27 protein-coding genes and 1 pseudogene are annotated in these 25,362 nt (G+C 55.2%); 6 read left to right on the forward strand and 22 right to left on the reverse strand.

Annotation, left to right across the window (positions count from 1 at the left end; translation table 11 throughout):
* Positions 1-71: 71 nt before the first annotated feature.
* The 8 genes and pseudogenes from JET16_RS11515 to JET16_RS30085 form a co-directional block, all read right to left on the reverse strand.
* Positions 72-1,055: an NAD(P)H-quinone oxidoreductase gene (locus JET16_RS11515; RefSeq protein WP_199616063.1), complete on the reverse strand. Its 984-nt coding sequence runs from the start codon at positions 1,053-1,055 to the stop codon at positions 72-74.
* A gap of 23 nt (positions 1,056-1,078) precedes the next feature.
* The gene (locus JET16_RS11520; protein ID WP_199616064.1) at positions 1,079-1,690 is read right to left on the reverse strand and encodes a TetR family transcriptional regulator; all 612 of its coding nucleotides are present in this window, start codon (positions 1,688-1,690) and stop codon (positions 1,079-1,081) included.
* A 129-nt stretch (positions 1,691-1,819) separates the two neighbouring features.
* Positions 1,820-3,007 (reverse strand): YhgE/Pip domain-containing protein, encoded by a 1,188-nt coding sequence (locus JET16_RS11525; protein WP_199616066.1) that lies wholly within the window; start codon positions 3,005-3,007, stop codon positions 1,820-1,822.
* A gap of 125 nt (positions 3,008-3,132) precedes the next feature.
* A complete protein-coding gene (locus JET16_RS11530; protein ID WP_199616068.1) occupies positions 3,133-3,354 on the reverse strand; it encodes a DUF2905 domain-containing protein in 222 nt (73 codons plus the stop codon).
* Positions 3,355-3,372: 18 nt separating this feature from the next.
* Complete coding sequence (locus JET16_RS11535; protein ID WP_199616070.1) at positions 3,373-3,999, reverse strand: MBL fold metallo-hydrolase; 627 nt, start codon at positions 3,997-3,999, stop codon at positions 3,373-3,375.
* 8 nt (positions 4,000-4,007) lie between these two features.
* Positions 4,008-4,574: a thioredoxin family protein gene (locus tag JET16_RS11540; RefSeq protein WP_407673129.1), complete on the reverse strand. Its 567-nt coding sequence runs from the start codon at positions 4,572-4,574 to the stop codon at positions 4,008-4,010.
* Between the two features lie 77 nt (positions 4,575-4,651).
* Complete coding sequence (locus JET16_RS30080; RefSeq protein ID WP_325176685.1) at positions 4,652-5,185, reverse strand: nuclease-related domain-containing protein; 534 nt, start codon at positions 5,183-5,185, stop codon at positions 4,652-4,654.
* Positions 5,168-5,758 (reverse strand): annotated as a pseudogene (locus tag JET16_RS30085) (DedA family protein); the annotation flags it as partial. The pseudogene JET16_RS30085 and the gene JET16_RS30080, both read right to left, overlap by 18 nt.
* 143 nt (positions 5,759-5,901) lie before the next feature.
* Between JET16_RS30085 and JET16_RS11550 the strand changes: the two are divergent.
* Together JET16_RS11550 and JET16_RS11555 are read left to right on the forward strand one after the other, a co-directional pair.
* Positions 5,902-6,348, forward strand: a complete 447-nt coding sequence (locus tag JET16_RS11550; RefSeq protein ID WP_199616076.1) for a cupredoxin domain-containing protein — start codon at positions 5,902-5,904, stop codon at positions 6,346-6,348.
* 48 nt (positions 6,349-6,396) lie between these two features.
* The gene (locus tag JET16_RS11555) at positions 6,397-6,705 is read left to right on the forward strand and encodes a dehydrogenase (RefSeq protein WP_199616078.1); all 309 of its coding nucleotides are present in this window, start codon (positions 6,397-6,399) and stop codon (positions 6,703-6,705) included.
* A 100-nt stretch (positions 6,706-6,805) separates the two neighbouring features.
* Here the strand turns inward: JET16_RS11555 and JET16_RS11560 are convergent, their stop codons facing one another.
* The 4 genes from JET16_RS11560 to JET16_RS11575 form a co-directional block, all read right to left on the reverse strand.
* Positions 6,806-7,192, reverse strand: coding sequence for a VOC family protein (locus tag JET16_RS11560; protein ID WP_199616080.1), 387 nt, complete (start codon positions 7,190-7,192; stop codon positions 6,806-6,808).
* Between the two features lie 38 nt (positions 7,193-7,230).
* The gene (locus tag JET16_RS11565) at positions 7,231-8,463 is read right to left on the reverse strand and encodes an MFS transporter (RefSeq protein ID WP_199616082.1); all 1,233 of its coding nucleotides are present in this window, start codon (positions 8,461-8,463) and stop codon (positions 7,231-7,233) included.
* 319 nt (positions 8,464-8,782) lie between these two features.
* Positions 8,783-10,393 carry a gamma-glutamyltransferase family protein gene (locus JET16_RS11570; RefSeq protein ID WP_199616084.1) on the reverse strand — a complete coding sequence of 537 codons (1,611 nt, stop codon included), beginning with the start codon at positions 10,391-10,393 and terminating at the stop codon, positions 8,783-8,785.
* Positions 10,394-10,403: 10 nt separating this feature from the next.
* Positions 10,404-11,366 (reverse strand): MerR family transcriptional regulator, encoded by a 963-nt coding sequence (locus JET16_RS11575; RefSeq protein ID WP_199616086.1) that lies wholly within the window; start codon positions 11,364-11,366, stop codon positions 10,404-10,406.
* A 38-nt stretch (positions 11,367-11,404) separates the two neighbouring features.
* Here JET16_RS11575 and JET16_RS11580 point away from each other — a divergent pair, with 38 nt between their 5' ends.
* Complete coding sequence (locus JET16_RS11580) at positions 11,405-12,055, forward strand: SOS response-associated peptidase (RefSeq protein WP_199616088.1); 651 nt, start codon at positions 11,405-11,407, stop codon at positions 12,053-12,055.
* Here the strand turns inward: JET16_RS11580 and yyaC are convergent.
* On the reverse strand, positions 12,052-12,561 hold the full coding sequence (gene yyaC, locus JET16_RS11585) for a spore protease YyaC (protein WP_199616090.1): 510 nt from the start codon (positions 12,559-12,561) through the stop codon (positions 12,052-12,054). The genes JET16_RS11580 and yyaC overlap by 4 nt on opposite strands.
* 97 nt (positions 12,562-12,658) lie before the next feature.
* On the opposite strand from yyaC, the gene JET16_RS11590 reads away from it, so the two are divergent.
* Positions 12,659-12,883: a DUF1128 domain-containing protein gene (locus JET16_RS11590; protein ID WP_199616092.1), complete on the forward strand. Its 225-nt coding sequence runs from the start codon at positions 12,659-12,661 to the stop codon at positions 12,881-12,883.
* On the opposite strand, the gene JET16_RS11595 is transcribed toward JET16_RS11590, so the two are convergent.
* Positions 12,880-13,923, reverse strand: a complete 1,044-nt coding sequence (locus tag JET16_RS11595; RefSeq protein ID WP_233531440.1) for an NAD-dependent epimerase — start codon at positions 13,921-13,923, stop codon at positions 12,880-12,882. The genes JET16_RS11590 and JET16_RS11595 overlap by 4 nt on opposite strands.
* Before the next feature lie 117 nt (positions 13,924-14,040).
* Here JET16_RS11595 and JET16_RS11600 point away from each other — a divergent pair, with 117 nt between their 5' ends.
* Positions 14,041-15,423: an RsmF rRNA methyltransferase first C-terminal domain-containing protein gene (locus JET16_RS11600; protein ID WP_199616451.1), complete on the forward strand. Its 1,383-nt coding sequence runs from the start codon at positions 14,041-14,043 to the stop codon at positions 15,421-15,423.
* A 239-nt stretch (positions 15,424-15,662) separates the two neighbouring features.
* Here JET16_RS11600 and JET16_RS11605 read toward each other — a convergent pair whose 3' ends face one another.
* The 6 genes from JET16_RS11605 to JET16_RS11630 all read right to left on the reverse strand — a co-directional run bounded on the left by JET16_RS11605 (position 15,663) and on the right by JET16_RS11630 (position 21,244).
* The gene (locus tag JET16_RS11605; protein ID WP_199616094.1) at positions 15,663-16,265 is read right to left on the reverse strand and encodes a hypothetical protein; all 603 of its coding nucleotides are present in this window, start codon (positions 16,263-16,265) and stop codon (positions 15,663-15,665) included.
* Between the two features lie 30 nt (positions 16,266-16,295).
* Complete coding sequence (locus tag JET16_RS11610; protein WP_199616095.1) at positions 16,296-17,186, reverse strand: CPBP family intramembrane glutamic endopeptidase; 891 nt, start codon at positions 17,184-17,186, stop codon at positions 16,296-16,298.
* Positions 17,187-17,225: 39 nt separating this feature from the next.
* Complete coding sequence (locus JET16_RS11615; RefSeq protein WP_199616096.1) at positions 17,226-17,381, reverse strand: hypothetical protein; 156 nt, start codon at positions 17,379-17,381, stop codon at positions 17,226-17,228.
* A 66-nt stretch (positions 17,382-17,447) separates the two neighbouring features.
* On the reverse strand, positions 17,448-18,992 hold the full coding sequence (locus JET16_RS11620; RefSeq protein ID WP_199616097.1) for a UDP-glucose--hexose-1-phosphate uridylyltransferase: 1,545 nt from the start codon (positions 18,990-18,992) through the stop codon (positions 17,448-17,450).
* A 26-nt stretch (positions 18,993-19,018) separates the two neighbouring features.
* Entirely contained in the window at positions 19,019-20,011 is a 993-nt protein-coding gene (galE, locus tag JET16_RS11625) for a UDP-glucose 4-epimerase GalE (RefSeq protein ID WP_199616098.1), read from the reverse strand.
* A 60-nt stretch (positions 20,012-20,071) separates the two neighbouring features.
* Positions 20,072-21,244, reverse strand: coding sequence for a galactokinase (locus JET16_RS11630; protein WP_199616099.1), 1,173 nt, complete (start codon positions 21,242-21,244; stop codon positions 20,072-20,074).
* Between the two features lie 150 nt (positions 21,245-21,394).
* On the opposite strand from JET16_RS11630, the gene JET16_RS11635 reads away from it, so the two are divergent.
* Positions 21,395-22,282 (forward strand): AraC family transcriptional regulator, encoded by an 888-nt coding sequence (locus JET16_RS11635; RefSeq protein WP_233531441.1) that lies wholly within the window; start codon positions 21,395-21,397, stop codon positions 22,280-22,282.
* On the opposite strand, the gene JET16_RS11640 is transcribed toward JET16_RS11635, so the two are convergent.
* Both JET16_RS11640 and JET16_RS30815 read right to left on the reverse strand, forming a co-directional pair.
* Complete coding sequence (locus tag JET16_RS11640) at positions 22,279-23,832, reverse strand: DUF3369 domain-containing protein (protein WP_199616100.1); 1,554 nt, start codon at positions 23,830-23,832, stop codon at positions 22,279-22,281. The genes JET16_RS11635 and JET16_RS11640 overlap by 4 nt on opposite strands.
* The gene (locus JET16_RS30815; protein ID WP_199616101.1) at positions 23,825-25,351 is read right to left on the reverse strand and encodes a sensor histidine kinase; all 1,527 of its coding nucleotides are present in this window, start codon (positions 25,349-25,351) and stop codon (positions 23,825-23,827) included. The genes JET16_RS11640 and JET16_RS30815 overlap by 8 nt, the downstream gene beginning before the upstream one ends.
* Positions 25,352-25,362 lie beyond the last annotated feature (11 nt).

Genomic DNA, 25,362 nt, shown 5'->3' on the forward strand with positions numbered 1-25,362 from the left:
AATTTTTTTATGCTGTATTTCTTCGCTTGTATTCATGCGCCACCGATTTACACAATCGAACGAGGGGCAAGCTAAGGAACCCGGACGACAATTTTTCCGATGTTGGCGTTAGATTCCATATAATTATGGGCAGCGGCAATATCCTCGAAATCGAATACCGAGTCGATAACAGGATGAAAACGGCCGTCCGCAAATCTCGGCAGCGCAAAATCGGCGAACTGTCCGGTAAGCTTTATTTTATCCTCGACCGTTCGCGACCTTAAAGCGGTCCCGATGATTTGCAATCGACGGGAGAGAATTTTGCCGAGATGGACGCCGTCGACGGATGCGCCTCCCAATGTGCCGATAACAATGAGCTTACCGTCCATGGCAAGCGCCGAAATATGGTCCGGGAAATAGGGTGCGCCGACGAAATCCAGCACGATATCGACGCCCTCGCCTCGTGTTTGCTCCCTCAGCCAGGGGAGAAATGAGCCTTCCCGGTAGTTCCAACAAGCAGCGGCGCCCAGCTCCGTCGCTTTATTCAGCTTTTCGGGAGTTCCGGCCGTTGCGTATGCCTTGCCGCCGATCTCGCGGATTAACTGGATTGCGGCTGTTCCTACACCGCTGCCGGCGGCGTGAACAAGCACGCGCATTCCCGGCTGAATGCCGCCCAACCACACCAAGTTTAAATAAGCCGTTAAGAAAGCTTCCGGAATTGCGGCGGCCTGTTCAAAGCTTAACGGTTCCGGAATTCGCATGGCCATGCCGGAAGGGATCGCTGCGTACTGCGCGTACCCGCCGCCGGGCAGCAGCGCGCATACCCGGTCCCCCGGTTTCCAACCGGTCGCGTCCGGCCCGATTTCCTCCACTTCTCCGGCCATCTCCAGCCCTAATATATCCGTTGTGCCGGGCGGGGGCGGATATTTTCCCATTCGCTGAAGCAGATCCGCGCGATTTAACGCGGTCGCTTTGATGCGTACCAATATTTCTCCTTCACGGACCGCCGGAACAAGCCGGTCGACGATCGTCAACGCCTCCGGTCCACCAGGAACAGTTACTCCAATAGCTTTCATACAAATCCCTCCGGCAATCGCAATTAACTTTCGGGAAGATGCCCGGACGCTCCAAGGCCGTTGAACACGTAGCGAATCGTATCGTGAATTCTGTCTTCCATCGTTTGCTCGCCTTCCGTAAACAATGGGCTGAAATAGTAGGATCGCTTATAGAAAAGCAAAGATCCGAGGACCATCATAAGTGTGGAATCCAAGGACCGGAAATGAAATACTCCTTGTTCCCTGCCCTTCTGCAGCAGGTCTCTTAACTTTGTCCAGACCGGGAATGCCCGGCTTTGAATGTATTCCATCCTCGGGGAGCGCATCAAAATTTCCTGCTCGATGATATTCGCAACGTCCGGAGCGCGGGTCCGGTAAACCGTGATTTGCTCTATCAGGAGCATCAGTCCGGCGATCGGGTCGCGGAGCACTTCACCGCTCTTTTCCAGCATTTCCGCACTGGGAAAATATTCATCGACGATCGAGTAGAAGACATTTTCCTTGCCGCCGAAATAATAAGACACAAGCGCAACATTGGCTCCGGCTTCCTCGCATATTTGCCTTACGGTGGTCGCCCCGAAGCCTTGCTTTGAAAATAGCCGTATGGCGGCATTTAATATCTTCGTTCTCATATCCAAGCTTGAATCTTGTTGCATACCATAACTCCTTACACGATAATGCGAATGTTTGGCAGCGCTTACCTTAATTAAACCGTAAATTTTCGATTCTTTCAAATATGGAAGTTTCAATTGAAAGGAGCGCCCCGAAGGACGCTCCGTTATAATCTAGACGGTCGGTTTCGCATGAAGGGCGGATGATTGTGCCGGCTCGGCAGCCGAACTTGCAAAGGCATGCTTTTCCTTGCGCGCCAGCACCGCCAAAACGCTTAAACCTAGTGCGGCAAGTATAATCCATAGAAGTGCGAGCGCAGGCTCGGATACGTCCGGACCGCCGAACAGAACGTTCATCACACCTTCCACCGCATAAGTAGCCGGGAACAGGCCGCCAAGACGGTAGAAGAAATCGGAGAGCAACTCCCTCGGAACCATCGCTCCGGATGAGACAAGCTGCGCGGAGAGCAAAATAATGTTGAAAACCATTCCCGCCGGTCCGAGAAGGAGGACGAATATTTGCGCCGTCGACATGAACGCGAACAAGAACAACGCTTGGAAGCCCCATAAGGTTATGAACCCTTGTGCCGCAGAACCTCCAAACAGTACGACAAGCGTTGTGCCGATCAGCGAAACGGCGATCGCAGCCGCCGCGTTAATGATTTGTCTTGCGGCAAACCGCTTCCACTTGGAATGCCCCCCTGCAATGGCTGCGGACGATTGCTCCACGTTCATTGCAAGCAGCATGGAGCCGACATAAGAGGCCAGCACCATCATCATGGGAACCATTTGCTTGGACATGCTGGACACCGGATTGGTGTAGTGAAACTCATTCGTAACCCTTTCCGATATTCCTGCGGCCATAGCGGCCGCTTGCTCCGCCGGAACGTTCAACCCGGTCAATACGGCTTGCGTTCCGTTCTGCACAGCTATGCGATTCACTGCGGCGGTGATGCCCCCGGCTGCACCGGTCATCATATTTTTCACAGTTGCCGGGTTCGACTCGTTGATATAGAAATCAAGCGTCCCTTTCGACTCCGGGGACATTACGGCTGCGCTGAACTGCGCCGGAATATGGACGATCATCTGGACGTCGCGTCGATCCAATTTTTGTTGCGCTTCTTCCAAGCTGTTCATTTCCACAACCGCAAAAGGCATTTGTTCGCCAATGCGTTTGGCCACCGTTAGGCCGAGCTGTTGATCTTCATTGACAACCGCCACCTTTAAATTACCGGCGTTGTCGCTCACTCCGTCGTATCCGGTCATCCAAACCACACTGAAAATGAGTTGGAACATGACCGCCACGGCGATTCCCACCCTGGTCGTCGGCATCCTAAGCAATGCTCTTAGTGTATTTCCCATGCTTCTCTCTCCCATTAAACAATTGTTTTAATTAAACGTTTGTTTAATATTGTAGGCGGAGATATTTGCATTGTCAAGAGAACAAAATGTGTTGCAATCAAGTCTTGTTGTCGAGCAACGAAAAATTAGCGAAACAATCGAAAGAGGTACATAATGAGCGACCCGACCACACTGATGACAATGCATGTCACGACCGGGAAATAAAACCGGAAATTTTCACGCTCAATCGCTATATCTCCAGGCAGCTTGCCGAGGAACGTCAAGTACTTCCCGCCGAGTTGCCAAACCAATCCTGCTATGACACAGACGATTCCGATGATGATTAGAAATTTCGCCGTCGGGTTCAAAGAACTCAGGCCTCCCCGTCACACATACGGATTATGTTCTTTCTCATAAGCGATCGTGGTCTTCGGACCGTGTCCGGGCAAAACAACGGTTTCTCCCGGCAAACGGAACAGCTTGTCGTGAATGGAGTCATACAGCTCGCGGGAGCTTCCTCCGTACAAATCCGTACGGCCTACGCCCAGCTTAAACAACACGTCTCCGGCAAAGGCATATCCGCCCCATACAAGCGTGACGCTCCCGGGCGAGTGTCCCGGAGTATGCAATATTTTGAATGTTTCACCTAATAGCTTTAACTCCATGCCTTCGTCCAGCGCAAATTCCGCCGGCTCCGAAACGACCGGCTCGGTCGTGTCCGGCCATCTTAGAGATCCGTTTAGTTCCGGGTCCGTCAACCAATCCGATTCCGCGTCGTGCAGATAAACCGGACAGCCCTTCTCTTTCCGGATCTCGTTCAGCCCGGCGATATGATCGAAATGTGCGTGAGTAAGGACCACGGCTTCAATGTGCATTCCTTCGATCCGTTTCAACAGCCTTCCCGGCCGCTGCCCCGGATCGATGACGAATCCCTTATTCGATTCGGGATCGAACACAAGATATGCATTGGTGGCTAACGGACCGAGAGAATACGTTTCAATATTGAGCGCCATATAATCACCTAGAATGAAGAAATCAATTCACGAAGCTCTTTGACGATTATGTGCTGATATCCCGTTCCTTCGCCGTACCGCTCGCCCATCTCTTTTCTCGCTTGCGCGAGCTTCTCTTGATAATCGGGCGCTTCGCGGTCCGGATTGTCCGTCTTGAACTTTGTCATCACATCTTGAACATGACTCGGACGCGGCCCCCAATGGCCCAGCACGAATCCGCCCGTATCGGTGAAGATGACGACCGGAATCGATCTGCCGCCCATGGTTAAAAACTGATCCATCACGTCGAAGTTCTGTTCGAGGATCAGCACTTCCGTCGGAACGCCGCTAATTTCAAGCGCCTTGAACACGGCCGGAACGTTGCGGACGACGTCTCCGCACCAATCGGCCGCAAGGATGAGGCAGCGCAAGTCATCGCGGTTATTTAAGCTTTCGAAGAACTCCTTATCCTCCTCATTCATCCATTCGAACTTCTGCAGCCAATCCTCAAATTTATCCTTGTTTTTCGTCATGCCATCGATGAAAGCTTGCGGGGTCAAACCCGTACCCAGTTTTTCGGTAAGTGGTTTCGTCACAAACATCCGCCTCCGTTCGTTTATTCGATCCGTACTAATTGTATCAAACGGTGCCGACTGCACCAAATTTTGACTGATTATTTCACCGTATGCTCGCGGATCGCCGCCGCGATGCGCTGCACATTGCGCGCGTCAAGCGGTCTCTTTGAGCGGAAAGCGTTCATATAGTGCAGCAGCCGATCCGCTCTCACCGTCGCAAACGCAGGACTTTTCCCTAGCAATCTGACATCGGGATGCGTGAATACAAGAACGCCGGTGACGTCGGTTTCGACCCCAACGGACCGAACGAGCTCTTTCAACACATATTCGTGCCGATACAACTGCGAGGTCGGATCTTTCGACGGAGCGCCGTCACGCAGCATTCCGCCCGCTTCGAACGCAATCTCCCCGCTCCAATGCTTGGACTCGAAGTGGAACACGCCTTTCGGTCCCACCGCAATATGATCGAACTCTTGGACGCGGCCTCCTGCACGCAGCTTCACGCCATGGAATATGACGTGATCCTTGCCCAGGAAACCTAACTGGTGAGCCGTTTCCCGTTCGCCTTGTTCTCCCGCGCGGCGTATGCCTTCTTCACGTTGACGCCTGGACTCGCGGCGGCGCCCGCGCACCCATTTCCACCCGACGTAAAACACAAGCAGCGCCACTGCAACGATCATTGCCGGTTGTATGTATTGTCCCGCCACTTCGTCAATCGTGTCCCATTGCTCCCCGAGCGTCAAGCCGAGCCAAACAAACAGAATCGACCATGGAATAACCGCCAGCGTCGTAAGCAGCGTGAAACGGCCGATCGGCATTCTCGCGATGCCTGCGGGAATCGATATCGCATGGCGGACGACGGGGATAAACCTTGCCGTAAAAATAACGCCTGTCCCGTAACGATCGAACCATTTTTCCGCAACGTCTATGTGATGTTTATTGATTAATATATACTTGCCGTATTTCTCAAGAAACGGACGTCCTCCGTATTTGCCGATCCAATAGACGAAAAGCTGCGCGATCGTCCCTCCGATCGTACCGAACACCACGGCGCCCGTAAAAGATATTTTCCCTTGAGAAACAAGATAGCCGCCGTAGGACAGCACGATTTCGCTTGGAATAACCTCGATCATCAATCCGATCATAATGCCCCAATAACCCAACTGCTCCAACCACGCCAATAAACCTTCAATAATATCGTGCATAATAGACCTGCCTTTATCCGATAGTTTCGATAACCATTGTAAAGCATTCGGACAATGAAAGGAACATGCCCGAGAAAGACAAGCGACATAATCGCAGGGACAGGACATACACTGTTACAAAAACAAGGAGGATCGGGACTTGTATGTATAAGACCATTTTTGTTCGCAGAGGGCAGCTGATTGTGCTTGCCGCCGGTATTTGCGCGATCGCATTCATGACGGTTCTTTGGGAGAGGAGCCAAGCGGTGCCGGCCGATGCGATGCCTGTGAGCGAACGCGTCATTCATATGGTGACGGGGGAGTTCAAAACGATAACGAAAGACGGCGAAGAGCTCGAAGCTTACCGTTGGGATCCCGGCACCGTCTTTGTAAACAAAGGAGAAAATGTGAAGCTCGTGCTGCTCGGCGTAAACGGGGAAAACCATCCGTTCGTCATCGAAGGGTTGAACATTCAAGGGAGCGTCACCAAAGGCAAAGAAACGATCGTCAACTTTCACGCTTCGAAAGAAGGCATCTTCCGCATCATCTGTCTCGCTCATCCGGACGCCTCCAACAACGGGCCGATGATCGGTTATATTGTGGTCGACTGACGCCCGCGCCTTCCCCTGCATACGATGTGGGGAAGGAGTGAGTCGAACATGAAGCCGAATGAAAAGCACAAAGCGCCTCTGCCTTCGCCTCGCGGCATAAGGCGGGCATGCAGCCGGGAATTATACCGTACGGTGAAGCGGTTGGGCGTATACATTCCCCCGGAACGTCTGACGGAAGCGGAAGAATTATATTTTAAGAAAGTGGTCGGAAACTTGATTTATATTTTCGAGCATCGGGACAATAAGAAAAAACAAGCCGATTGGTGGGAGGAACACGTGGCTCCCGACATTGCAAAGCTGTGGCAAATCGACGAAGGCGCGCTCGTTCGCGCGTTTCGCAGCGGATACGGCGGTTGATTGACGGCGGTTCACAGCTGTTCTCGGCGGTTAACGGATCGAAGGCAAAGCGAACAGCCTGGCATTTCGTCGGCAGACGGTTGCCAGGCTGTTCTTGGCGTTACCCTTTGTTCGGCTTCTGGAACATCTCCAACCGTTCGCCGCTCGGTCCATAGAAGAATGCGATCCGGACGCCGTCCAAAATCGTGCGGGGCTGTTCGTCGATCAGCGAAACTCCGGCTTGCTTTAAACGCTCCAATTCTTTATCGATGTTATCTACCGTAAATGCGATATGGTTCACGATGCCGCTGGCGGCAAGACTGTCGTCCCATCGCGAAATGAGCTCCACTTCGACGCTTTCCTGCCCCGGGAAGTGAAGAAACACGAGCTCAATATCTTCGTTCAACCTCTCTCTTCTGTCAAGCCTCATTCCCAAAACTTCGGTATAAAACCGGATCGATTGTTCCATGTCTTTCACCATCACGCCGATATGTTCCAGTTTCTTCATCCCGCTCATCCCCTGTCTCAAATTTTATTGCGGATTTTTTATTCGGTTTTCGGAAGCTTGTAAGTGAGTATTCCCAGCAATGGCAAGATGCTCGCTCCCACGATGACGGATTTGAGCCCGAATACGTCGGCCATGCCGCCGAGCGCCACGGCTCCGAGCGCGCCCATGCCGAAGGCAAGCCCGACGATGAGACCGGAAGCCATCCCGATACTGTTCGGCATCAGCTGTTGGGCGTAGACAACGGTAACCGAGAAGCCGAGCATAAGAATAAATCCTAACGCCATCATTACCGGCGCTACCCATAACAAGCTTACGAACGGCAACAGCAGGGCAAAAGGCGCAGCTCCCGCCATCGATAGAAAAATGATGTTCCTGGGACCGAAACGGTCGGCTAGCGGCCCGCCGAACAGCGTTCCGGCGACGCCCAATATGCCGAAGAGGAATAATGGAATTTGCGCGTGCGCCACATCGAGCCCGTAAGTGGATTCATAATAGTATTGATAATAGTTTGCGATGGCGGCGTGATACGTCGATCGGGCGAACACCAAAACCACGAGCAGTCCCAGGCCGATCCAAACGAAACCGGCGGTTTGTTTTTTCTCCGCAGCCGCTGCGGCTTCGCCGGTTTGCGGTACCTTCGAAGCAGGCTTGCGAAGGCGGAGATGAAGGTTGCCCTTATACCAACGGGAGACGATCAGCGAAACGACGACAGCCAGCGCGGCCACCGCCGTAAACCATAATGCCGCGATTTGCCCGAAAGGCAGAAAAATATATTTTGTCATCAGCGGGCCTGTTGAGCTTCCCCCGTTTCCGCCTACTTGATAGACGGATTGCGCCAATCCCCTTCGATTCCCGGCCGTCATGTACACCACCTTGGAAGCTTCCGGGTGAAAGACGGCCGAGCCTAATCCGACCAATACGACGGATGCGAGCAAAACCGGATAATTCGGAGCGAAAGCGATGCCGATCATGCCGAGGAAGCTCATTGTCATTCCGATCGGCAGCATGAACGGTGACGGCTTCCGGTCCGAATAGTAACCGACAAGCGGCTGCAATACGGATGACGTCATGTTCAGCGCAAACAACACGAATCCGATTTGAGTGTAAGTCAACGCCAACGTTTGCTTCAACGCAGGCACGACCGCGGGCACGACCGCTTGCATGCTGTCATTGAGCATGTGAATGAGACTCACCGCAAACAGAATCGGAAAGACGGTCTTCTCTGCAGCGGGTGCGGGTGCGGCCCGCGCATTCGTTGCGAGTTGAGTCATGGGATGGTTTCTCCTTTTTTTCTAATTTAGTAACAGTCTAGAAACCGCTCCCCGCTGCGTCAAGTGTTTTTTCGCCCCGGCGGCAGGCAGTACCTTCGAAAAACATAATATACATGACTCCGGTGAAGGCGTTTGTCCCAAAGTGTTGAAGTTGCCGGATAAAATCGACGACATTGCGTGAAAATGCTCCTGAGTTATGTACATCATTCGTTGTGAGGGATACATGCGCCGTTGTGATGAACCTGAGTCATGCACATGCGCCGTTGTGATGAACCTGAGTCATGTACATGCGCCGTTTGTGGCAAAGGTGTATGCAACATTACAAAACCGCCGCCGCGCTGTCCGCCCGCGGATCGACGCCGCCGATCAGCACGCCGCCCGGGTCGCGCACGATGATTTGTCCGCGGCCGAACGAGCCCGATCCAAGCGCCCGGCGAACGTTGTGGCCGCGCCGCGATAAGGCGAGCGCGATCGATTCCTCTACGCCGTGCTCCAGCTCGACGGTCATTCCCTCCGTCCATTGCCAGCGGGGGGCGTCAAGCGCCGCCTGCGGATTAAGGCCGAAGTCGATCATATTCATGACGACCTGCAGGTGTCCTTGCGGCTGCATGAAGCCGCCCATGACGCCGAACGGGCCAACCGGAGCTCCGTCTTTCGTCAGAAAGCCGGGGATAATCGTGTGGTACGTCTTCTTGCCCGGCTCGAGACCGTTGGCGTCGCTTTCATCGAGCGAGAAATTGTGGCCGCGGTTTTGGAGGGCGATGCCCGTGCCGGGCACGACGAGACCGGAGCCGAACCCCATGTAGTTGCTTTGGATAAACGACACCATATTTCCGTCGCCGTCCGCTGCGGCCAAGTAGACGGTGCCGCCGGCATCAGGCCTGCCGGCTTCGGGCTGGCGAGCCTCATGCCCTATGAGGGTGCGGCGTTCCGCGGCGTAACGCGCCGACAGCAGCAATGCGGGATCGACCGTCATCTTTTCCCGCTGCGTAATGTACCGTTTGCCGTCGGCAAACGCGAGCTTCATCGCTTCGATTTGCAGATGGTACGAAGCGGCGTCCTCCCGTGAGGCGAACGTATCTCCGGACAGCATGTTAAGCGCCATAAGCGCGATCAAGCCTTGTCCGTTCGGCGGGATTTCCCACACGTCGTATCCTTTATAGCGGACGCCGATCGGTTCGACCCACTCCGGGGCATACGCCGCCAAATCGTCCCCGCGAATGAAGCCCCCGTGCTCCCGCGAGAACGAGTCGATACGCTCCGCCAGCTCGCCGCGGTAGAAGGAAGCGGTGCCGGAAGCGGCGATCAGCTTCAACGTCGCGGCATGATCCGGGGATCGCCATAATTCGCCGACCGAAGGCGCGCGCCCTCCCGGCGCGAACACGTCAAACCAAGTCTCGAATTCCGGGCCTTTGAGGATGTCGCGATACCGCTTGGCGGCGAGCGTCCAGTAATAGCCGACCGTCGGCGATACTGGGAAGCCTTCTTCGGCATACCGGATCGCGGGAGCGAGCGACTCGGCGAGCGGCAGGCGGCCGAACCGCCGGGAAAGCTCCGCCCATGCGGCCGGAGCGCCGGGCACGGTTACCGGCAGCCAGCCGTGGGCGGGCATCGTTTCGTGGCCGGCGGCGCGAACGGCATCGATCGTGAGCAGCTTTGGCGCCGGACCGCTCGCATTCAGGCCGTGCAGCTTGCCGCCGGTCCAGACGAGCGCGAACGCGTCGCCTCCGATGCCGTTCGACGTCGGTTCGACGACGGTCAGACAAGCGGCGGCGGCGACAGCCGCATCGATCGCGTTGCCTCCGCGGCGAAGCGCCTCCAGGCCAGCTTCGGCGGCGAGCGGTTGAGACGTCGCGACCATGCCGCGGCCGGCGTAGACGGCATTTCGTCGCGAAGGATACGGGTAATGCAGCGCATCGAACGAAATCATGGAAACAAGTTCAACTCCTTCGCGGCGGAGCCGCATAAATGAGGTACAGGTCATTGCCGTCCAAGGGCTTGCTTATGACATGTAATCCGTGCTCCTCCAACAGGCGGCATAACCGATCCGCCTCAGAGGCAAGCTCGTCGGCGAAGCAAAACCGGCCGCCGGGCTTCGCAACGCGAACCATCTCTTCCACCGCAACCTCAAGCTGCGAGTCGTCCAGCAAGCGCAGCGCGTAGCTCGATACGACGAAATCAAAGGACGCATCGAAGAAGGGGATCGCCAATGCGTTGCCAAGCCGGGTCTCGACGTCCGGCAGCTTCGATCTGCACCTCCTCACCATCTCGCGGGACTGGTCGACGGCGCTCATCAGCGCACCCGCTTGCACAAACAAGCCGCTTAAATTGCCGGTCCCGGCGCCGATATCGATGCCCTGTTCTCCGGGCTGGGGTTCGATTGCCTTCACAATCCCGGTAAGAGCTTCGTCATAACCCGGATGCCTCGAACGGACATCTTCGTCGTGAGTCGCCGCCCGCACGTCGAACCCCCAGCGGTCTGCCCAGCCGTCCCTCACTTCCCGCATGCGCCGCGCTTCCGCGGCCAATTTATCCGCGCGTTCGGGCCGCAGGGCGCCCCGCGCCCGCACTTCCGCTATCGCATCGTCCGTCGTCGCGAGCATTTCCCGGGTACGCGCCATCTGCGCGTGCAATGCCGACCGCTGCACTTCCAAGTAGTACAGCGTCTCCTCCGGGTCACCCCTGTCGACACCGGCGAGCAAATCGCGGATCGCAGCGACCGGCATCCCCGCTTCCCGAAGCGCCGCTATCGTCTGCAAACGCCACATATCGGATTCGCCGTACATCCGGTAACCGTTATGCTCCATCTTTCGGGGCGACACGAGCCCCTTTGCCTCATAAAACCTCAGCGCCCGCGGCGTAAGACCAAGCGTGCGGGCCATCTCTTGAATCGTCATCATCATGGGATTATTATACATAGTAAAGAAAGGGCGGAAAAGCGATGTGCGGAAGATTTACGTTATCGGCCGAATGGGGTCTCGTGCGGGACTGGTTTTTCATCGAGTTGGCGGAGCAAATGGAGAAAATCGCTCCCCGCTACAACATCGGACCCGGGCAAAATGTGCTTGCCGTCATCGCGCATGATGGCAAACGGCGGGCAGGCTTCCTGAACTGGGGGTTTCAGCGCTCCCTGATCAACGCGAGAGCGGAGACGCTGGCCGTGAAGCCGACGTTCCGCTCGCTGCTCGCTCGCAAGCGCTGCATCATACCGGCGGACGGCTTTTACGAATGGCAAGCCGGAGAAAATAACAAAAAACAGCCGCTCCGCATTACACTGACGGACCGGCCGCTGTTTTCGTTTGCCGCTTTATATGAGACGTATGTTCAACCTGACGGCGCGAAGCATCATTCGTGCGTCATCATTACTACGGCTTCGAACAGCTTCATGTCTCCGATACATGAACGGATGCCCGCCATCCTTCGCCGCGAAGACGAAACCGTATGGCTCGACCGCAGCATCACCGACGCGGACCGGCTGCTGCCGCTGCTTGTTCCGGGCAACGGCGGCAATATGCGGGCGTACCCCGTCTCCACAGCGGTCGGCAACGTCAGGTGGGACGCGCCGGAGTGCATCGAGCCCGCAACGCTTTAACCGAACGCTTCGCGCACGGCTGCAACGATTTCGTCCGCCATGCCGATCACCCGGTGAAGGGATGTCGTTTGCAAAATCGCGTATTTGCGCACTCCGGCCGTATTGACAATGCCCGCGATGCCGTAATCGCCCACCCCCGGAAGATTCCGGCCGAGCGACGCGCCAGGCATTACAGGCCCGTCCGATATTTGATACTTCCCTATAGATTCGGCGCGTCCGAGTCCGGCGTCCACCGCAATGACGATTCCGCCGGACAGCGGGCCCGACTCCAGTTCGAGAAGCCGGGCAGGCAGCGTATTCGCATCGCACGGGGCGTCAAGTGTGCCTATGACGCGCTGAAATCCCGCTTTGCGCAGACCTGTGCCGACGAGCGGTCCCAGCGCGTCGCCGGAAGACCGGTCCGTTCCAATACAAAGAAAAGTTACGGAGCGATCCCCAATCTGCTCCTTTAACTGCCGCAGAAACAAGCGCAATCCAGCTTGATCCACCGTTTCGCACCACGTCATCCGTTATGTTCCCCCTCGCTGCTCGGTCCTGGTCAAGCATTTTTCCATAAACCGTGTTACAATGATCCAAGAAACCATTTGCGAAAGGACGCGTGTTATGGATCTGAACAAACCGTCCCCCGAGAATGCCGAATTCATGGTGGAAGAAATCAAGAAAAAACTGCGGGTAGCGACCGGCGCGGCCATTAAAGCGACCCACTTCAACGAAGAACAGTTCGAAGAACTGAAAGATATTTACGATATGGTCATGAGCAAGGACCGATTCAGCATCAGCGAAATCGAAGCGATCGTTTCCGAGCTCGGCAAATTGCGCAAAACCTAATCGGTAACGTCGTAATAGTCCTTGTACCATTCCACAAACCGCCGCAAGCCTTCCCGAAGCGGCGTGTCCGGACGAAAGCCGGCATCCCTCCGCAAATCTTCGATGTCCGCATACGTTTCGAGCACGTCGCCCGGTTGAAGAGGTTCGTACTTAATAACCGCCTTCTTCCCCAGCACGTCCTCCAGCGTTCTCACAAATTCCATTAACGATACCGGCTTGTTGTTTCCGATATTATACACCCGATATGGCGCGTAACTTTCCGCCGGATTCGGCCGGGTTCGGTCCCATGCCGGATTCGGCGCGGGCGGACGCTTCACGATCCTAACGACGCCTTCCACAATATCGTCAATGTATGTAAAGTCCCGTTTCATATCGCCGTTGTTGTATATTGAAATCGTTTTTCCCGCCAAAATGTCCCTCGTAAACGAAAAGTACGCCATATCCGGACGCCCCCACGGGCCATATACGGTGAAGAAGCGCAATCCCGTCGCCGGCAAGCCGAACAAATGGCTGTATGAGTGCGCCATGAGCTCGTTCGACTTCTTCGTTGCGGCGTACAAGCTTAGCGGATGATCGACCGGATCGGCCGTCCGAAACGGCATGCTTACATTCGCGCCGTACACGGAGCTGGAAGAAGCGTATATCAAATGCCCGACGCGGTGATGCCTGCAGCATTCCAAAATATTTAGAAAACCGACCACGTTCGATTGGACATAAACATGGGGATGCTGGAGACTGTAACGCACTCCCGCCTGCGCCGCCAGATGGATGACTGCCGTAATGGGGCCTTCCTCTTGGAACAGAGTTTCCATTGCGTTCATGTCGGCGATATCGATCTCGCCGAACGTGAACCGTTCGTGCCGCTCCAACAGGCGCAGCCGGTTCCGTTTCAAGCTCGGATCGTAATAATCGTTCATATTGTCGATCCCGACGACGCGGGATCCTTGCGCCAGCAATCGCTCCGCGACGTGGAAACCGATAAATCCGGCGGCTCCGGTTACGAGTATCGCTGAGGATTGCGATGCATGTGCGTTAGGCAACAGACGCTCCACCTTTCTTTTTGGACAAAAACATCATATCATGTGGAAAACGGTTGAAACCAGCATTAAGATCGTAAATTTTGGAAATGTAAGGAGCGTTGCGCTGTGGCAGAGTTTATGCTGCCGGCCGCGTTCGAGCGGCGGATACGGGATTTGTTGAGGGAGGAAGCGGACGGGCTGCTCGCCTCTTATTCGGAGCCGAAGGCGCAAGGGCTGCGTGCGAATCCGTTAAAAATTTCGTCTGAGCTGCTATTGCGGACAGTGCCGTTTCGTCTGGAGCCCGTTCCGTGGTGCGGCACGGGCTTTTATTACGGCGGCGGTGGCGACGCCCCTGGCAAACATCCGTACCACGCGGCCGGCTTGTATTATATTCAAGAGCCGAGCGCGATGTACGCGGGGGAAGCGCTGGAAGCGCAGCCGGGCGAGCGCGTGCTCGATTTGTGCGCCGCACCGGGCGGGAAGACGACGCACATTGGCGGCGCGATGGGCGGACGCGGGCTGCTCGTCGCCAATGAACTCGAGTCGAAGCGGGCAAAAGCTCTGTCGGAAAATGTGGAACGGCTAGGTGTGACCAACGCCGTCGTCTTGAACGAGACGCCTGAGCGCCTCGCAGCCTTCTTCCCCGGATTCTTCGACCGGGTGCTCGTGGACGCCCCGTGCTCGGGCGAGGGCATGTTCCGGAAGGACGCGGAGGCGGCGTCCCATTGGAGCGAAGCGCACGTCGCCGCGTGCGCGCGTCTGCAGGCCGGCATCTTGGATGCGGCCTATACGATGCTTCGGGAAGGCGGGATCCTCGTCTACTCGACGTGCACGTTCTCTCCCGAGGAGAACGAGCGGACGATTGACGCCTTTCACGACCGCCACCCCGATATGTCCGTGCTTCCGCTGCCGCATGAGCACGGAGTTTCCGGCGGCGTGCCCGAATGGGCTGCGTCTCCCGGCGGGCGGCGCGCGTCGGAGCTTGCCGCCACTGCAAGGCTATGGCCGCACCGGCTTCGCGGCGAGGGTCACTACGTCGCGAAGCTGCGCAAAGCCGGTTCGGAGACGCCCGCTTGGAGGGGCCGCGCCGCCTCATCCAACGCCGGACGCCAGCCGCTGTCGTTATACCGCGAGTTTGAGAAGAAGACGCTTGCGGTTTCTCTGGACGGCGGTGCGTTCTCGCTGCACGGATCGCAGCTGTTCCTTCTGCCGGACGGTGCGCCCGACCTATCGGGCTTGCGGGTCGTTCGGGCCGGCTTGCATCTTGGCCAAGTGAAGAAGGGCCGCTTCGAGCCGAACCATGCGCTGGCCCTCGCCCTGCCTGCGGAAAGCTTCGCGCACCGCATCGAGACCGATCCCGCTAACGCCCATGCCTACTTGCGCGGCGAAACGTTCCCCGGCGGCGGCGACCGGGGCTGGCTCGCGGTCACGTACGGCGGCTTCCCGCTCGGTTGGGGGAAGGAGTCCAAGGGTACGGTCAAAAACTTTTACCCTAAAGGGCTGCGTTGGGTCGGCTTGTAGCCTCATCCGCACGCTGCAGCGGAAACAAATTTCCGCTGCGATTGTTCATCCCGAATAATCCGAGCTATAGCGGAAAATAATTACCGTTACATTGATTTCGATGCTTAAAAGAAGACCCATTAGTAGCTATACCGGAAACTTTTTTCCGCTGCATCTATCAAATCCGTGAAATCATTGCTGCAGCGGAAAATATCTACCGTTACATTCCTCTTCGGAATGCCATCTTAAGCACGCCATTTTCACTTTCTATAGAAAAAGACGAGACCAAAGATGGTACCCAACGCGATCACTGCGGATAACAACCAAAACAGACGCGTGTCTGCGCCCCAAACAGGAGAAGCATCTTTCGGCGATTGTATAGTGTAGCCTTTGTATTCGGCAAAGTGATGCAAACGACGCTGCAATGAATCCGTTTCTCCTCTGGGCAGTCCGACGACGACTCGGCCGTCTTCCACCAAAGAGCCCGTTCTATAGGATGGGGAAAGCAGTTGTAAGTTAGGCGGTATATCCGATAAGAAAAATATATACTCCTCGCCGGTCTTGAATTTCATTGAGAAGTCTGGACATTCATAGCCTGCAGGGTATTTATTTCTATCATCGACGGTTTCCGGCATATGGATCCGCTTTGGCGGCTCATCCGGTCCTGCATAAGAAATGACGTCGACTGTCGCTTTTCTGCCGTCATTTGACGTATCGATGACCTTCCCATAAACCATAGCCTTCGATTCATAAGCTTCCTCAAAGCTCCAAGGTGCGGGCGAGCAGGCATACGCATGGTTAAGGTTTGCACATACCAATAAGTAAAAGGAAAGCACCGCTAGAAGTGCAACTTTATTCCCCATAACCCACACTCCCTTACAATAAAGGCACCGTCACGTGGCGCCGGCTCTCCGTCTGCGCAGCAGCACGATCAACACGGCGATGGCCGCCGCCGACACGATCGTATCCGCAAAGCTGCCTTCTAAACCGAACTCTCCGCCCGATATGAACTCGTTCAACCGCTCGAGCTTCAATATCGACTCCGTCTCCAAGCCGGAAACAGCCATCCCGTAAACGTCACCTTGGAAGAAGTTCCAAGTGATGTGCACGCCGATCGGCAGCCACAGCCCGCCGCTCCATTCCCTGAGCAGCGCCAGCAATACGCCCGCCAGAAATAAGTTGATTATCGGAAAAGGCGTCGAAAACACGGCGGGGTTGAGCGAATGGAGAAACGCGAACAAAAGCGAGGAGACGATCACCGCGGTCACGATGTTTGAGTTCCTCTTCACAAGACCGTATACATAACCGCGACTGAATATTTCTTCGCTGAAGCCTACGGTGACGAATAACATAAGATCAAGCAGCAAACCGACGGCTATGCCGGAGTTGAAAGCCGCATCTACGATCCTTACGCCTTGCAGCGAGAGGATAATTAGAAATCCAGCCGAGATAAACAGGATCCCCAGACCGAGTCCCGCCGCCAATTCCGTTCCCGCTCCCTGCCGGAGGAAACCGAGCTTCCATCCTTGTTTGCGTTCAAATGCCGTATACATGATAAGCGCCGCGCCGATGGCCGTGGCGGAACTCAACGTATGCATGATTCTGCCGACCGCCATATTTTCTTCGAGCCATTCGGTAATGACCTCCGGATTTGCGGCAATCTGCTCCATCCCGATATTAATGACCGCGATCACAGTAAACGGAATGGTGACCATCGTGGCGAACGCAAACATCAAAACATGCAAAAGCGTTAATTTTCCTGCAACCTTCCAAAACCGAACCATTCAAGCACCTCAAGTATAAAAAGGATAACAACCTCCTAATTATACCAGCCTTACCTGATCTTCCGAAACTATGTATGTCTCGAGCTCCGAAACCGCCACTTCGAGTTCATTTTCATCCGTCAGTCCGACAATCGTTCCCTCGCCTACTTGGTCGATTTCGACCCTTTGTCCCAAAGTAAGACCGTCATTATGCACAAAAAAGCCCTCCAAGCGTTTTTCTTAGTTTGCCTTGGAGGACTTTCCGTATGCGCGTTACAGTTACTAGTTTTCGAAGCCGACGGATCGCATAAATGCGTCAAACGCCCGTTGACCGGCATCGTCGCGCTTGAATACGCCGGCGCAAGTCAATACTGCCATAAATATGCGTCCGACCTCGTCGCGAAGAAGCGCTTGCGCATCATCCATGCTCATGCTTGTGCCGTGCTTCTCCGCCACGCTTTGAATCCACGGCCCGTGTTTGTGCAGCGGATTAGCGGGATCGGCTAAGATTGTCTCCAGTTTGCGGTCGCCCGTCAACACTTCCGCAAGATCGCTTAATTCATCCTTAAGGCGGCCCGGAAGCACGGCCAACCCCATCACTTCAATCAGGCCGATGTTCTCTTTCTTAATGTGGTGCAGCTCCCGGTGCGGATGGTAAATGCCCTCCGGATGCTCCTCGCTCGTGCGGTTGTTGCGCAGCACCAAGTCGACCTCGTATTCACCGTTCGGCGTCATTCTCGCAATCGGCGTAATCGTGTTATGCGGCATATCCGCCGTGAACGCGAATATGCCTGCGGACGGATCGCTGTATGCGCGCCAGCGTTCCAACAGCATGCTGCACATCTTTAACAGCAGCTGGCGGTCGTAAGACTGCACGCGGACGACCGACATCGGCCATTTCACGATGCCCGCCCGCACTTTCGGGAAGTCCGGATGGGTGAAAGCCCGCTCGATGGGCGCCTTCTCTTCCGGAAACACGTGCCGCCCGCCTTGGAAATGATCGTGGTTCAAAATGGAACCGCCCACGATCGGCAGGTCGGCGTTCGACCCGATAAAGTAATGCGGAAATTGATCCAAGAAATCGAGAAGCTTGTAAAACGTGTTATCCGATATTTTCATCGGCACATGCTTACTGTTGAACAAGATGCAGTGCTCGTTATAGTACACGTAAGGCGAGTACTGCAAGTACCAGTCTTCACCGTCGAGCTTTAACGGGATCACTCGGAGATTTTGTCTTGCCGGATGGTTCAAGCGGCCCGCATATCCGACGTTGTCGACGCACAGCAAACATTGCGGATACGCGACGGACGGCGCCTTCTTGAGCAGCGCGATCTCGCGCGGATCTTTCTCCGGCTTGGACAAATTGACTGTGATTTCCAAGTCCCCGAACTCGGTCGGTGTCATCCAGTACAGGTTCTTGCGGATGCGGTCCATACGGATGTATGCCGAATCGATCGACAGCTTGTAGAAGTAATCGGTCGCCGCCCGGATGCCGGATATTTTTGCCGCTTTGCCGAATTTGGATACGACTTCCGATGGCCGCGGCATGAGGCAGCCCATCAGCTTCGTATCGAACAAATCGCGGTGCGTTAAGGTGTTTTCCGGAAGGATGCCGGTTTCCGCCGCGTAATCCAGCAGCCTCTCGAGCACCTCTACCGGCGACTCGAGCGTTTCGGCGGGCGGAGCGCCGTCGAACGGCTCGGCCAAACCGAGCAGTTCCAGCAGACCGTTGCGGGAATACACCATATCGAGCGGCTCGATCAAACCTTTCTGCGCCGCGTATTGGAGCAGCCTCTCGATCTCATAGGCAGCATTAATGTTACTCACGGGTCACGCCCCCTTTAATCATCGGCTCACTCGTCGCCGTAGCCGCGCGGATTCGCTTGGTGCCACTTCCACGCGCTCTCGATAATCGCTTCGAGCGACGCGCGCTTCGGCTGCCAGCCGAGCTCCGCCTTCGCGCGCTCCGAAGACGCGACGAGCGCCGCCGGGTCGCCTGCCCGGCGCGGCACGACGCGGGCCGGGATGTCGTGCCCGGTCACCTTGCGCGCCGTCTCTACAACCTCGCGCACCGTGAACCCCCGGCCGTTGCCGAGGTTGAACACGCCGCTCTCTCCGCCGGACCGCAGCTTCTCCACCGCCAGTACGTGCGCGTCGGCCAAATCCATTACGTGGATGTAATCCCGGATGCACGTGCCGTCGTGGGTCGGATAATCGTCGCCGTATATTCCGATAAACTCCCGCTGCCCGAGCGCGACCTGCAGCACAAGCGGAACGAGATGCGTCTCCGGTCGGTGGTCTTCGCCGATCAGCCCCTTCTCGTGCGCGCCGGCCGCGTTAAAATACCGCAGCGATACGTACTTAATCCCATGCGCAACGTCAAACCAGCGCATCATCCGTTCCATCGCGAGCTTCGTCTCGCCGTACGTGTTCAACGGATCCGTCCGGTCGCCCTCCGTAATAGGCACCCGCTCCGGATCGCCGTACGTCGCCGCCGTAGACGAAAACACGATCCGCTTGACGCCCGCTTCGTTCATCCGCTCCAGCAAGCACAATGTTCCATACACGTTGTTGTCATAATATTTCGCCGGGTCCGTCATGCTTTCGCCCACCAGCGAATTCGCGGCAAAATGCACCACCGCATCGATATCGTTCTCGCGGAATACGCGCCGCATCGCTTCCGTGTCGCGCAAATCGCACTCGTACAGCTTGCCGCCGAGCACAGCCTTCTTATGGCCGGTCTGCAGGCTGTCGACGATCACCACCGTGTCGTCGCCGCGCGCCAGAAGCTCCGCCACCGTATGAGAGCCGATATAACCGGCCCCGCCCGTCACTAATACAGTCATTTCTCTCCACTCCTTAGATTTATAGAAAATGTCCCGCCTTAACTGAAACCTTTTGCCGAATTACAATTTCTTAGCCCCGTCCCCGATGTCCGCCACGTAGAACGAAGCTTCAAGCCCCGTGCGCTCCTTATATGCCGCCCCTACCCGCTCGCGGAACAAGCCGATGCTGTCTTCGTGCACCAACGACACCGTGCAGCCTCCGAAGCCCGCCCCCGTCATGCGGGAACCTAGGACGCCCGGCACGCGGCGCGCCTCTTCCACAAGCACGTCGAGCTCGAAGCAGCTCACCTCGTACAAGTCGCGCAGGCTGTCGTGCGAACCGTCCATCAGCTTGCCGAACGACTCCAAATCGTCCGCCCGCAGACGCGCCACCGCCTGTTTCACGCGGTCGATTTCCTCCACGACGTGCCGCGCCCGGCGCAAAACCGTCTCATCCTTGATGAGCTTCGCGTGTGCTTCAAACTGATCGAGCGAAAGCTCGCCCAGCAAGTTCAATCCCGGAACCGCCGCCCGCAGGTCGGCTACCGCCTGCTCGCATTGCGCCCTCCGCGTGTTATACTCCGAGTCGACCAATCCGCGTCGCTTGTGCGTATTCGAAATAACGATTTTGTACTCCCCGCTGTTGAACGGTACCAAGTCGTATTCCAATGTGTCGCACATGAGCAATATCGCGTGGTCCTTCTTGCCGTTCGCCACCGCGAATTGGTCCATAATTCCGCAGTTTACGCCGACGAATTCGTTCTCGACCTTCTGCGCGAGCACCGACAGTTTCACACGGTCGATCTCGTGTCCCTCAATGGACAGCAATCCGTATCCCGTAACGACTTCGATCGAAGCGGAAGACGAAAGGCCCGAGCCGTTCGGGATTTCCCCGTGATACAAGATGTCGTAACCGGAGCGAATGGCGAAACCGGCTTTCTTCAATCCGTCGACGACGCCTTTCGGATAATTGGCCCAGCCGTCCCCCTCGTCGTAAACCAACCCTTCCATGGAAAAATGTTTCACCTCGTCCGGAAAGTTCGTCGAAGCGAGACCCAACCGGCCGTCATCTCGCGCCCGGATGAGCATCGTCGTCCCGAACGTAAGCGCCGCGGGAAATACGTAGCCGCCGTTATAATCCGTATGCTCGCCGATCAAATTGACGCGGCCCGGCGTGAAATATGTTTCGATGTCGTCGGCGCTTCCTCCGAACAATTCCAAAAACTTGCCTTGAAGTTCCTTCAAATCCGCCATCGTTTATCCGTCCTTTGCTTGATTGTTGTGACCTCTTAAGTACAGTATAGATACTTTTCGAATAGATCGCTATGGAACGATGTTAGTACGCTATGGAGTAATGTGATTTTTTTCGTTAAGATGGAAGGGGAAAAATGTTTTGGAGGCGATATGATGGCAATGGACCCCGGCAGTTTACAGTATTCGTATTCCGTCCTATCGAATCCGTTCCCGGAACAAGGCGATCTGCAGCTTCTGTTCACCGGAAGCAGCCAGACGAGACCTTCGCACCGGTCGGGTCCGAAGGTGGTCGATTATTTCCTGATTCATTATGTGGAAGAGGGATCCGGCACGTATGTATGCGACGGCCGGGAATACGCTTTGGGTCCCGGAGACAGCTTTATCATATATCCCGGTGTCTTGGTCAGCTATATATCCGACGAAGCCGCGCCGTGGAAATACCGGTGGATCGCCTTTAAAGGACCGTCGGCGCAACGGCTTGTGGAGTCCGCCGGGATCGCGCCCGAACGGCCGACGGTGCGGACGGCCCCGCGCCGGCGCAGGCATGTCCGCATGTGCTTCGAGCGGGTGCGCCGCACGTTTGCGGAAATGCCTCCGGGTACGAACCTGCGGGCGGCGGCCTGCCTGCAGCTGCTGCTGGCGGAATATGCGGACGCGGTGCTCGCCGCCGAAGACGTATCGCTGCCGGAAGGAGCGGGTGGCGACGCCTCCGAACGGTTGGTGAAACAGGCGATTCATTATTTGACGGCGCAATACGCCGAACCGATCTCCATCGAGCTCATGGCCGAGAGCTTGGGTTACAACCGTGCGTATTTATCGCGCTTGTTCAAGCGGCACACCGGAGTGAGCCCGGTGACGTTTCTAGTGCGGCTGCGGCTCGACCGCGCGCGCCGGCTGCTGAGAGAGCGAACCGAGCTCACGGTCGAGCAGGTGGCGTCCTCCGTCGGCTTTCAGGACGCGCTGTACTTCTCGAAGCAGTTCAAGAGCGCTTACGGGCAATCTCCGACCGAATTTCGCGCCGCGGTTGCCCGGAATTAACCGATCCCGGCATCGGAATACCGGTGCTGGATTTTCAATATTTCAGGCAAATGCTCAATAAACAAATCAACGAGAACGGGATCGAAATGCTTGCCGCGCTCTTGTTGAAAGTACTGCAATATTTCGTCCAAGCTCCACGCCCGCTTGTACACCCGGGCGCTGCCGAGCGCGTCAAACACATCGGCAATCGCCGTAATGCGGCCGTAAATATGTATTTGCTCGCCGGCTATGCCGCTCGGATATCCTTGGCCGTTGTATTTCTCGTGGTGTTGATGGGCAATAATCGCCGCCGTTTTTAATATTTTGCGCTTGGAGTGGTTTAACATCGCGTAGCCGTAATTTGCATGATCCTTAATAACCTCGAATTCTTCCTGTGTCAGCTTGCCGGGCTTGTTCAGTATGGCATCCGGAATGGCGACTTTACCGACATCGTGCATCGGCGAAGCTAACCGCAGCAGCTCCGCTTCTTCCTCGGGAAGTCCGTACTTTAATGCGAGCAGCTTGGAATATTCGGCCACTCTCTTTACGTGATTGCCTGTTTCTTTCGACCGGGTCTCCGCAATCTCGCCCAATGTAAAAATAATTTCTTTCTGAGTGTTTTCCACTTCTTCGTTCAAATAAATATTTTCGAATGCAACCGATACGTTGGAGCAGTAAATTTCAATCAAATACTTGTCCCATTCGTCCAGGCTAGCAATGCCTTCCAAGTAAATAACGTTCTCGGTCCCGGTCTTGCTCCGGAAATAGCAGGTGAAGCGGCTGTCATAAAAGCGGCCCTTCTTCTCACGGAACGTATCTTCAATGCACTCGAGGGCGGACGGCGGAACGATCTCCCGGACATTCTCCTTATCAACCGCGTATCCTCCGGCAGCCGCCAAAATATAAATATCTTCCTGCCCCTTGGAGACGGCGAAGCTCTTGCAATGAACGGCGTTTTGCAGGTTCAGCAAGGAGGTGAGCTGCGTCAGAACGCCGCTTGCAAATTTCTTCAGCGATTGCAGCTCGAACAAAGCCCCCGACGACTTGATGATCTCTTCGAGACCTTTCTTGTTATTTTCAATAACCGTAATATCCCGGTAGGAGCGAAGCGCAGCCACGACGGTCGTGAATAACTTTTGGCTTGTCAGCTCCGTCTTCTCTTTATAGTCGTTAATATCGTAATCCATGATAACGGTCTTTTCGGGCGCTTGTCCGGGCTGTCCGGTTCGAAGAATAATGCGGACGGATTGGTTCCTTAGTTCGTTGCGGATATACTGTACGATCTTTAAACCCGAATCTTCTTTTTCCATTACGACATCCAGCATGACAAGCGCGGTATCGGGGTTCTCTCCGATGACCCGGTAAGCTTCCTCCTCCGAATAAGCGCTAAGAAAATGCAGAGTCTTGCCGGCAAACTCGAAATCGCCAAGCACCATCTTCGTCAAACGGTGAATTTCCGGTTCGTCATCGACGATCATTACTTTCCAATACTGCTCAGCCGATGCGGATTCGGGTTGACTGCCGTCGTCATCCGCAAATAAAAGTAACTCTTCGCTCATCTCGCTAGCCATTGCCTTCTCCTTCTTGAAGCGGAATATGAATGGTGAATGAAGTTCCGTGCCCGGCCTTGCTGTCGCAAACAATCGTTCCGCCGAGAGATTGGGTGACAAGATTGTATACGATGTGCATGCCCAAGCCCGTACCGCCTCCGCCGCGGTTCGTCGTGAAGAATGGTTCGAAAATCCGGGAACGGACTTGTTCCGGCATGCCTCTTCCGTCATCACTGTACTTAATCACAAGCCGATTCGCTTGTTCGACGATGTCAATGCGCATTCGTCCTTGATCTTCTTCATCGTAAGCGTGAATAATCGAGTTCATGATAAGGTTTGTAATAATTTGAGAAACGGCTCCCGGATCGCTGAAAACTTCGAAGTTATCGTTTCCGTGAAGCTCGACTTGATGTTTTGTCTTCTTAATTTGCGGCTTTAAGCTGATCAGCACTTCTTGTATGTATTCCTTCACGCGGAACTTCCGTTTGGCTTCCATCGACCGGTCAACGGCAACTTGTTTAAAGCTTTTAACCAACTCGGAGGCCCGCAGCAGATTCGTTTGGATCATGCCCGCCGTATCGCGCACCTTATGCAAATATTCTTCCAGATCCGAACGTTTCATTTTATTTTCCCGATAGAGAGCCGAGAAAGCTTTCGTTTTCTCGTCTAGGTAAGAAACCGCGGTAACTCCTATGCCGATCGGAGTATTGATCTCATGGGAAACACCGGCAACCAGGTTGCCGAGCGCAACCATCTTCTCCGACTCTACCAGCTGTTTTTGCGCATGCTGTATGGTTTCGACGGCATTTTGCAATTCACGGTACCGTTCCTCCAAATTATGAACCATATCGTTGAAGGCGGACGCCACTTCGTTAATTTCTTGACTGGCATTCAATTGTATTTCTTTATACCCCGAGCCGTGCTTAACGGAGACGGCGGCTTCCCGAATGGTCATAAGCGGCTTTATCAACAGTTTTCGGATAATGAACGACAGCACGGCAAGCAGCAGCGCAGTTGCCGATACGCCTACCGCAATGATGAGCCGAATCCGGTTCTGGATGAGGGCCGTATTCTCCGATGCGTTCAACAACAGCTCAATGGCGCCCACCGTTACGCCGTCTTCTTTCAGCGGAGCGGTCAAACGTACTTTGGATATTCCTCCGGCATCCCTCTGAATAGGAGATACGAGAACACTGCTCGCTTCCAAGCTTTGAAGCAAGCCTTCCGGAGAAGGCTGTCCGATCAAGTCTCTGTCGTTGGAGGCGAGCACCTCTTCTTTGCCGAAGAGCGTAAGCTGCAGAACGTTCTCTTCTTTATATTGGATATAGTCGAAGATTTGCTGTACGTCTTCGATGGAATGGGATTCTTCGTATCTTCCGTTAATCGCCGTCGTAATGCCGTGTAATTGGCTGATATACGTCTCTTCTACGGACTTCTGCAGGCTGTATGAATCGAAGCCGACGATGACGGACATCATCGCGATAGTTACCGCAGATACCAAGATGACGGTTTTCAATTGCAGGCTCATTTTTCGGTACACGTCTATTCTCC

Origin of the sequence: Paenibacillus alkalitolerans (assembly GCF_016482785.1) — a bacterium.
Lineage (GTDB): Bacteria > Bacillota > Bacilli > Paenibacillales > YIM-B00363 > Paenibacillus_AE > Paenibacillus_AE alkalitolerans.